This window comes from Deltaproteobacteria bacterium (genome assembly GCA_020845775.1).
Classification (GTDB): Bacteria; Bdellovibrionota_C; UBA2361; order SZUA-149; family JADLFC01; genus JADLFC01.
The window spans coordinates 1-8,855 of record JADLFC010000010.1; the positions used below are offsets into that span (position 1 = coordinate 1).

5 protein-coding genes are annotated in these 8,855 nt (G+C 44.9%); 1 reads left to right on the forward strand and 4 read right to left on the reverse strand.

Going from position 1 to position 8,855, the window contains the following annotated elements; translation table 11 throughout:
* The coding region (locus IT291_00415) for an endonuclease III (GenBank protein ID MCC6219684.1) at positions 1-259 on the reverse strand (259 nt) is incomplete at its 3' end.
* Positions 260-269: 10 nt separating this feature from the next.
* A complete protein-coding gene (locus IT291_00420; protein ID MCC6219685.1) occupies positions 270-890 on the reverse strand; it encodes a DUF445 family protein in 621 nt (206 codons plus the stop codon).
* Between the two features lie 134 nt (positions 891-1,024).
* On the opposite strand from IT291_00420, the gene IT291_00425 reads away from it, so the two are divergent.
* The gene (locus tag IT291_00425; protein MCC6219686.1) at positions 1,025-2,257 is read left to right on the forward strand and encodes a tyrosine-type recombinase/integrase; all 1,233 of its coding nucleotides are present in this window, start codon (positions 1,025-1,027) and stop codon (positions 2,255-2,257) included.
* A gap of 31 nt (positions 2,258-2,288) precedes the next feature.
* Here the strand turns inward: IT291_00425 and dapA are convergent, their stop codons facing one another.
* Both dapA and IT291_00435 read right to left on the reverse strand, forming a co-directional pair.
* Complete coding sequence (dapA, locus tag IT291_00430) at positions 2,289-3,197, reverse strand: 4-hydroxy-tetrahydrodipicolinate synthase (protein MCC6219687.1); 909 nt, start codon at positions 3,195-3,197, stop codon at positions 2,289-2,291.
* Between the two features lie 372 nt (positions 3,198-3,569).
* Positions 3,570-8,588 (reverse strand): hypothetical protein, encoded by a 5,019-nt coding sequence (locus tag IT291_00435; GenBank protein ID MCC6219688.1) that lies wholly within the window; start codon positions 8,586-8,588, stop codon positions 3,570-3,572.
* Positions 8,589-8,855: the final 267 nt, after the last annotated feature.

Consider the following 8,855-nt stretch of genomic DNA (forward strand, 5'->3'; position numbering starts at 1 on the left):
CCTTCCGCTTAGAAAGACCACAAGGACGAATTATTTCCTCAATAATTTTTGGTGGCACAATCGCCATTTTCGCAGCCGAGTCAGCTACGGCTAGTAAATTCGGCATGACGGAGTTAACTCGCTTATCGGTACACTGAGCCGATAGAAGAACTGCTACCAACAAGGAAAAGGAAGTCGAATAATTGAGCGGAACCTGAGGATTAGGATATAGCCTATTTAATATGCGTAGAATTCCCTTGGCTCGCTCTTCTCTTGTCATTTAAACGCCCTCAATACATATTGCCAAGGACTACGACACCCACTTGTATCAACCCAATCAAAAAGCCCAGCACTCCTCCTAGGATTTCTATTGCTTTTAGCTCTCTTGAAGAGATTTCGTATATTATGCTCTCCAGCTTGGCTAGATCGAATTGCTCGATCTTATTGGTCACCAACTCACTAAAGCTAAGCTCTGACTCAACTCGCTCCACTAGAGATTGCAACACTTCTGGCAACACCGTGCTCAAATGATCCAATAACATCTTCTTAATAGATTCTCCCATTTCGCCCTGCAAAAACATGCCAAGCATGGGATTTTGCCCTAACTTCCCCTTCAAAAATTTGTCAATATGTTGCTCGAGAATGTTAAATACCTCTTGATGAACTCCCTTGCTCGAAAGAACGCGCTGAACGTCTTCGTGCGAAACGAGCTCCCGTTCAATGGTATGGCCAATAGTCTGCGCTAGCTCTCTCTGTCTCCTGGGTATTAGACCCAGAAGAGTTACTCCCAAGATCTTTATGGGACGCCTCGGGCGAAAGATCATCTTGACTGCGATGTAGTTTGTTACCCAACCAATCACGGCAGCAATGAGTGGAATAGTTAGGTGAATTATGGGAGTTTCGATATTCATCAAAATACCTATACAAAAAATAAGCAAGTTACTAAAAAGAATGCTAGACTCCGCAAGGCACATAGTGTGTTTCGGAATGCTAGCATTTTCCGATACGCACTTATACTACGATGTGAAAAAATATTGTCCATAGTATGAGCAAACCTTTAGCACTTAAACCTCTATTCGACTCGCTAGAGTTTATTAGCAAACAGGATTTTTCGTCCATCGGACTAACCGCCCGGCAAACGAACGACTGCGAGATTACCGCGCAGTTTTTGAGAAGCTACATAGGCAGCGCTGGAACATTTAACTCATATAGACGAGAAGTAGAGCGGTTGCTGCACTGGACCTGGAAGATTGCTCACAAGACGATTGCTAACTTAAAGCGAGACGACATCGAAAACTTCGCAAAATTTTGCCTAAAACCACCACACTCCTGGATAGGATTAAAAAAACCTGCTCGGTTTATTAGTAAAGACGGAGGGAGGATTCCAAATCCGGAGTGGCGCCCCTTTGTCGCAACTATTTCAAAGAAGCAACATAAAGAAGGAAAGCGACCAGAAAAAGGAAATTTTAAGCTTTCTAATGGCGCCATAAAAGAGATGCTAGCAATACTAAGCAGTTACTTTAACTACCTCCTGCAGGAAGATTACGTCGCCGTAAATCCAGTGGCTCTAATTAGGCAAAAGAGCAAATTCGTTCAAAGAAGGCAGGGAGTGCCGCAAATTCGCCGTTTAACACAGGAGCAATGGCTGTCGGTGATTGAGGTAGCAGAAGAACTAGCAAAAGACGACCCTGCTAAACACGAGCGAACGATGTTTATAATGTCAGCGCTGTATTCCATGTACCTTCGCATTTCGGAGTTATGCGCTTCGAGCCGCTGGACTCCGCTAATGAATCACTTTAGAAAAGATCACGATGGCCTTTGGTGGTTTGTTACCGTTGGTAAAGGCAACAAGGAGCGCCAGATTGCAGTAAGCGACGCCATGCTTAAGGCGCTTAGGAGATGGAGAAAATTTTTGGGCTTATCGGCACTTCCAGCACCTTCTGACGATTCTCCACTCTTGCCGAGGAACAGAGGAGGTGGCCCTATAAGCAGCACTACTTATTTAAGAGAAATAGTCCAACTCTGTTTCGATCGAGCCGTAGCTAAGCTCAAGGAAAACGACAAGTTTGACGAAGCGGACGCACTGATGGAGGCTACTGTACACTGGCTGCGCCATACTGGCATATCTGATGACGTAAAAATTCGGCCGCGCGAACACGTCCGCGACGATGCTGGACACAGCTCAAGCGCGATTACTGACAAGTACATAGATATTGAACTAAAAGAACGACACAAATCCGCTAAACAGAAGCCGATAGCCTCTCGCTATGTCTCCTAAAGAAACATCGGCAGGTTTCCACTAGGTGCCTTTAGACTACAATAAAATCACTATCTTCCATTAACGAAAGCCGCTTGCCAACTATGTCGGCCGAGTCAAACTTTTCAAGAATAGCTAAACCTGTCCTTCGCTGTTCCAATGTAAGCGGCACATACGGCAATCTAAATACGGGCTTTGTCGCACCTGTCATAGCTAGACAAGTGTTAAGTGCAATCGGATTTGGTTCACAAAACGCCCATGCAAACAACGGTTGAAGCTGTTCGTCTACATGCTTGTCCGCTTTATCCATAATTCGAGCTATTAGAGCGGGAACAATGTTGCTAACGACAGAAATAACGCCTGTAGCGCCGCAATTATGGCGACTGTCAAAGGCAGTATCGTCATTTCCAGACCAACACCTTATACCCCGCTCGACGTATGCCTTAATTCGCTCCGAACCCATGCATTCCTTTACGCCCACAAAATTTTTGTGTTCAGCAATTTTGTGCATAGTGGTGGGCAAGATGTCCTGCGCCGTGCGACCTGGCACGTTATATATTATCCCAGGGGCTATATCAAAAAGGACCTTAAAATGCTGAAACAGCCCGCGTTCAGAAGTTTTTCCATAGTAGGGATTAATTTGCAAAGTAAGATCCGCACCGAGCTTCATAACTTTTTCGGTTAAGGTCTTAGCCTTCTTCGTATCATTCCCGCCGGAATTTACGACTACCAACACTTGATTACCAACTTTTTCAATTGCATGTTTGGCAAGCGACACTATCTCCTCGGAACTCATCAAGTGCCCTTCACCAGTAGTACCTGCAACTAGGACGCCATCAACACCACCCCGAATCTGGCAATCCAACAAGTAATCATAAGTCTCAAAATCTATAGAACCATCGCTTAGATACGGGGTCTTAAGCGCAGTAATTAGCCTAGCTGAACTGATATCTTTTGCCATATGAAAAAATCTCCCGGGATGAATGCTCGCCTCGCAATGCTGATTTATTAGGCAAAAGTAGCATATTATCTACGGCCAAATCAATAACACCGAACACGCGCTCCTTACGCTTACGCACATATCCTTGCGAGGATGCATCACTTCGTATTCTAGCGACTTCGGCCACCTAAAGTGTATTTATAATTGTCAATAAAGTTGGTCAATAGTCTGGTAGGAGCGTGAGCGACGGTCATTGGGTTTTTTCTCTATTAAACGGAGCGCAGCGACGTAATGTTATTAGCTATGAATGAGGTTAAGCGAATCTCTTAGCCATTCGTCACCTCTGAGTGATACATTCCTGCGAGTAGGCTTATTTTTTTCTTATCGAGCTTTCTACTTCATCACGGGGCGAATTAACACTTGATGCATCGTATCTTCTCCTACCTCATAAGTGTCAAATTCATCTAGCTTGAATTCAACATTAAGCTCCTGGCTGATATTATCCAAATGCCTTTTCATTAAGCGATATGCCGTGTGCTCGCGCATGCTAGCGAGTATAGGAATGGCATTCCCTGGTTTTAAATAATTTTCATAATAGAGTTTAGTAAATGCTTTCAACATTTTTCCTGCTGCCAGTTTACTGTCTTGGCCAACTGCAAAATCTGTTATGTATATTACCGGTTCGCTGGCGTTAGCGGCGTAGTCATCCTTCATCCGTCCCTCATAGGCAATGAGATACCCACGCATCCTGCCCTCAGGGTCCGTATATTTCAAACTCATATTCGGACGGTCTTTCTGAGCGTTGTTTATCGCCACCCCAATTAACAAATTCTCCATATTGTGTAAGCATTGGATTAAGCCACTATTGTCCGAATATGCCTTCCCTTCGATATAAGCAACCGGAAGTGCGTCGGTAAACGAAAGCGGATACACTCCAGCAACGTCTACGGCGTTTTCCTTACGAATCTCCGCTCCTAGAGAATGGGCATTACTTGTTGTTTTCACCTCTCTTCTAAATCTTGTAGTATTGGGCTCAAGCATGAGCTTAAAGACATCAGGGCCAAGCTTATCTGAGTAGGCAACCGGCGCTAAAGGAAGGAAGGTGTTCTTAGTTGTCTCCAAGTGAAGAAATGCTTTGCTGTTAGTTATGCCAATCGGTATGAACGTATGCTCCAATCCTTCTTCCTTGCTAAATTTATTCATATACTCAGAGAAGAAATCTCGATACACCACGTCTAGTATTTTCTCGGTCCGTTCGTTTCGATAATTTTCGGCAACTTCAACATTGTCAGCAGCAAGATAGGTCTTAGCCTCTCGTAGGATATCCTCTGGAAGTATTTCCTCTATATGAGCATCGGCGGTACGTGCTTCGCCAGTTATTTCAGAAACTCTCCTTCGAACGTCCTTATCCTTAGTTATCACACTCTGAGCTATAGTTCTTCTATTACCTTCTGCATTGAGTATTCCAATCGTAAACAGCGCAGTGTTCGGGTTAAACATGTAGATATTATTTTTACCCGAGCCAAACGGCATGCAACACGCCGAATCATTGCCAGCTAGAACGCCATCAGCGCTACTCTTGGGGTGTATTCTCGCTATCACAGAAAGTGTTTCACTAGTAGCAACAGCATTGAGTTCTTTTCTGGACAAAAGTTTTTCTAGGGCTAGTTCGACATCTCTTGATATCGGCTCTCCTTTGAGATACCGTATTACCCCATCCTTGCCCTTCAACCCCGCCTGGTTAAGGACACCTGCGACTTCTTTGTAGAGCGAACCTCTCTTTTCCTTGTTCCAATGATTAACGTCAGCTCTTGTCCCTAGGGCATCCTGAAGTGCTTCTCTAGTGGACGTAATAATTTGTTCTTGCTTCGGAAACTCGTATGTAATTTCAAGTGGCCTAATGACCTGTATCCTATCCAGCACTCCATCTACCAGTGCATCGCGGAGCTGCTCCGGCGTTAGATCTAGATGAGGGATCTGTATGTAGTTCGTGGGCTTTTTTAAGCTATGTATTTCATCCGGCGTATCAATATCCCCAATATCAAGAAACTTCGCCGGGTCTTTCCAGAATTCTATTGCTCTGTCCATATTAACACGACTGGCTTTGTGAAAAGCTATCGTTTCCAAAAAATTATAGAGACTCCGATGAGAAGACTGCTTCAACTCCTTCAATTGTTCCAATACTTCTGCATCATCCAACAAGCGTCTAAACGAATCATACCGCTTTAAGTTGCTCCAAGAACGAACAACCTCCTCCTTTGAGTTAAATGCTTGAGCAAGCTCAGCTAGCCCATCCAGATCCTTATACCGCTTTACCACCTCTAGCGATTCCTCGATCTTGTTATGGTTTGTCGTTTGCACAATTGAGTTTAGTTCGTGATAGGACGTTCCCGATTCGTAAGTTTGATTGTCGCTTTTAACCTGCGCAAGAATATTGTTGTAGAAGGTGTCTGAAGGAATCTCTAGATGTTCTTTCAGAGCAATGACGTTGTGAAACTCCATAAGCGCGTCGTGTTTACTAATATCCGTTCTAGAAATATAGTTAAACATTTTGTCGTAACCAAAGGCACTGGCCCCTCGCTCAAACTGATTGGCTATTGCTTCATCAGACCAGTTCGGGCTGTGCTTTCTTAACACCTCAAAAACCTTTTGCCCATCCCAGCTCTGTTTTTGTATTTCCACGCCATTTCGTCTTAATAGCTCTGCCTCTGTCAAGTCTACATATCTTTTTTCTTTGACGGCAAACGCAATATCATCCCTATTAAGATGTAGAGGTGTGGACGAACTTTTTCCAAGATATGTTACGAATTGCCTTTCCCGTGAAGCAAAGTCGCACATCTCCCCAATCGTTCTTAACTCAAATGTCCCGACCACATCCCGCATAGGCTCTGAACATAATTTGAACACCTCTCCAATAGGAGTGTCCAGACCTTGCGCAAGCATAAAGCGGTCAATTTTTGTTCCAACCTTCTCACCCTCTCCCGCCTCGATGAGTTTAATCGCTAGTTCGTTGTTCGGGTTATCAAAATTCTCTATATGCACTGCAACATAAAAACCCGCCCCATCCTCGATAAGCTTAATCGCAATATCGCTATGGTCGAGGCCATCAAAGCTTCCTAGATACCTTGCAACATACTCACCACTCCCCGCCGTGATTAGTTTAATCGCAATATCCTTATGGTCGAGGCCATCAAAGCTTCCTAGACACTTTGCAACATACCCACCATTTCCCGCCGTGATTAGTTTAATCGCAATATCCTTATGGTAGCGGCTATCAAAATTCCGTATATCTTCTGCAACGGCCTTACCGTGTCCAGTCGCGATAAGGTGAGCCGCAATATCGCTTTGGTCCGAGCCATTAAAACTACGTATATGCTTAATTACTAACTCCTCATGCTTACAGTCGATTAGTTTAATCGCAATATCCTTATGGTGGAGCCTATCAAAACTCCGTAGACGCTCTGCAACATAATAACTCCTGCGAGCGTTGATAAGTTTAGTCGCTACGTTACTGTCCAAATCCCTAAAACTCGCCAAATCAAAGGCGACATTCCAATTCTTTCCAGCCTCGATAAGTTTAATTGCTACGTTACTGTCCAGATCCTTAAATCCCCCTAGACATACGGCAAGAGCTGAACAATCCGTCGCTTCGATTAGTTTAATCGCAATATCCTTATGGTAGAGCCTATCAAAATTCCGTATATGTTCTGCAACAGAATCACCCTCGCCAGCGTTGATAAGCTTAGTTGCAATATCGCTATGGTCGACGCCCTTAAAACTCCCTAGATACTGAGCGAGAGACGAACCCATTCGATGGTTTATTAACTCATCAGCAACTGCTAAACTAAACCCAGAATTATTTTCGAGAAGCGCTTTTAACTTGGTTAAGTTAAGATCATTACTCCTATCGTTATAACTCGCTTTAATCATATCAAGTGCTTTTTGATCAAGCTCACTTATAACTGCTCGAATTCCACTCTTTGAAATCTCATGTGGATAAGCATCCGCATAGTACTCAAGGCAAGCTCCCACCAACTTCTGTAACTGCTGTTCAATAACGCCAGAATCGACATTATATCTTGCCCGAGAGACATCGACAGAACTAAATTCCTTGCCATGCTTATCCAGTGCGTTTAGAAGTACTTTTTGCATGGTGGTATCTAATGTGATAGCGTGACCTTCCTTAGCTTTGGAAAGCATGTCCATAGTATATTCTATTCTAGCTTCCTCAATCTCATGAGTTGCATACTTACCAGCTTTCGCGCAATCTTCTAGATACGCCATAACCTCAGCGCCACTGATTGGCCTCAAACCCTTTCGAGTCTTTGCTTCGTAATTTCTTTGCGCGAGGGTTGCCGAATATTCAGAGCCACCACCAGCATGTTCTTTTTCATGAACAATCATTGCAGCAACTTCTAGTTTATCTGGGCGCTCTCCGACTTTGCCACTACTAGGTAAAACAATTGTGTTTTGCTTAAGTCCAAGTTTATTTAAATACGAGTTTGAGCCCTCGTAGAAAAACGCAGATGTGGTATCCGCTCTTATCGCAGCAATACCAGCATCCTCACCAGCCAGTAGATGCACCTTTTCGACTATATGTTTCATCGTCTCAGGTCTGACATAAGCCACAGCGGGACGAGAATCGGTAGCCGGCATAGCCCTTATCCTACACGCAGCATTAGCTCCTACGCTACCTTGCATAGTTCCGTTAACCGCGCTTGCAACTTCTTGCACCACCTCATCGTAGCAAAGTTCTCTGCCCTCGAGTTTAGCTCTTAGCGCCGCAAAGCCCATGCCCGCACCAAGATCACCCGCCGACTCCGCGCCAAGTACCGCCAACTCCCTGCCAACACTTCCTTTCAGTCCCTCCCTCAATCCATTGCCGCCGCCACCAACTCCGCCGGAAACAATGCCAACACCAATATTTAACGAAGTATCTCTAGCTATCTGGCTAACACCAAGTCCTCTCGCCTCCATAAACCGATCATAGAGTTCTCGTTGATTCTGACGGGGAAGATGACCATAGGTAGTATTAAACTCATTCATCGCAACAATATAGCGCTCAGTAGTGTTTATAGTAGTAGAAGTTGCCGCAGCACCAGATCCTGTAACTACGCCGCTTATAGCTCGACTAGCTAAACTAACTGGTGTACGCAGCAGGTGTTGAGCAACTTTTGTTGCTGCACCGACTCCAGTTGCAGTTGAAGCAGCATAGATAGCTGCGGTCTTGGCGTCTTGCAGCGTATTTAAGCCGGCAGCTTCGAACGCCTCTTTTGCGCTCTTGTCGCGATAGATCATCTCCGAAACAGCTCCGCCTATGTTGCTAACTCCACCCATTGCTGCGCCAGCTCCAACACCTGCGCAAAATCCAACAGCCCCAGCAGCGACGGTACCATAGCCAAGTGCCATCATTACCCCTGCAACGCCTCCTGTTGCTATCGTAGCGCCGGCAATGACCACCGATTTTCACGGCAAAGTTAGAACCCTAAAAAGCTATGAGCGAGAAGCGCCTGAGAAGACTAGCTGTCTGTTTCCCAACCAGGGTATAGGTGTCTGATTGGTTTGTGCCATGGCTGTTAAGAGTGCAGGCAGGGTGCGTTTTTTCTTCAGGCTCACTTGAACTTGGTTTTCGTTGATCTCGACGTCTGCGCTATTGTGTATGAACTGAGTAAAGAGGGA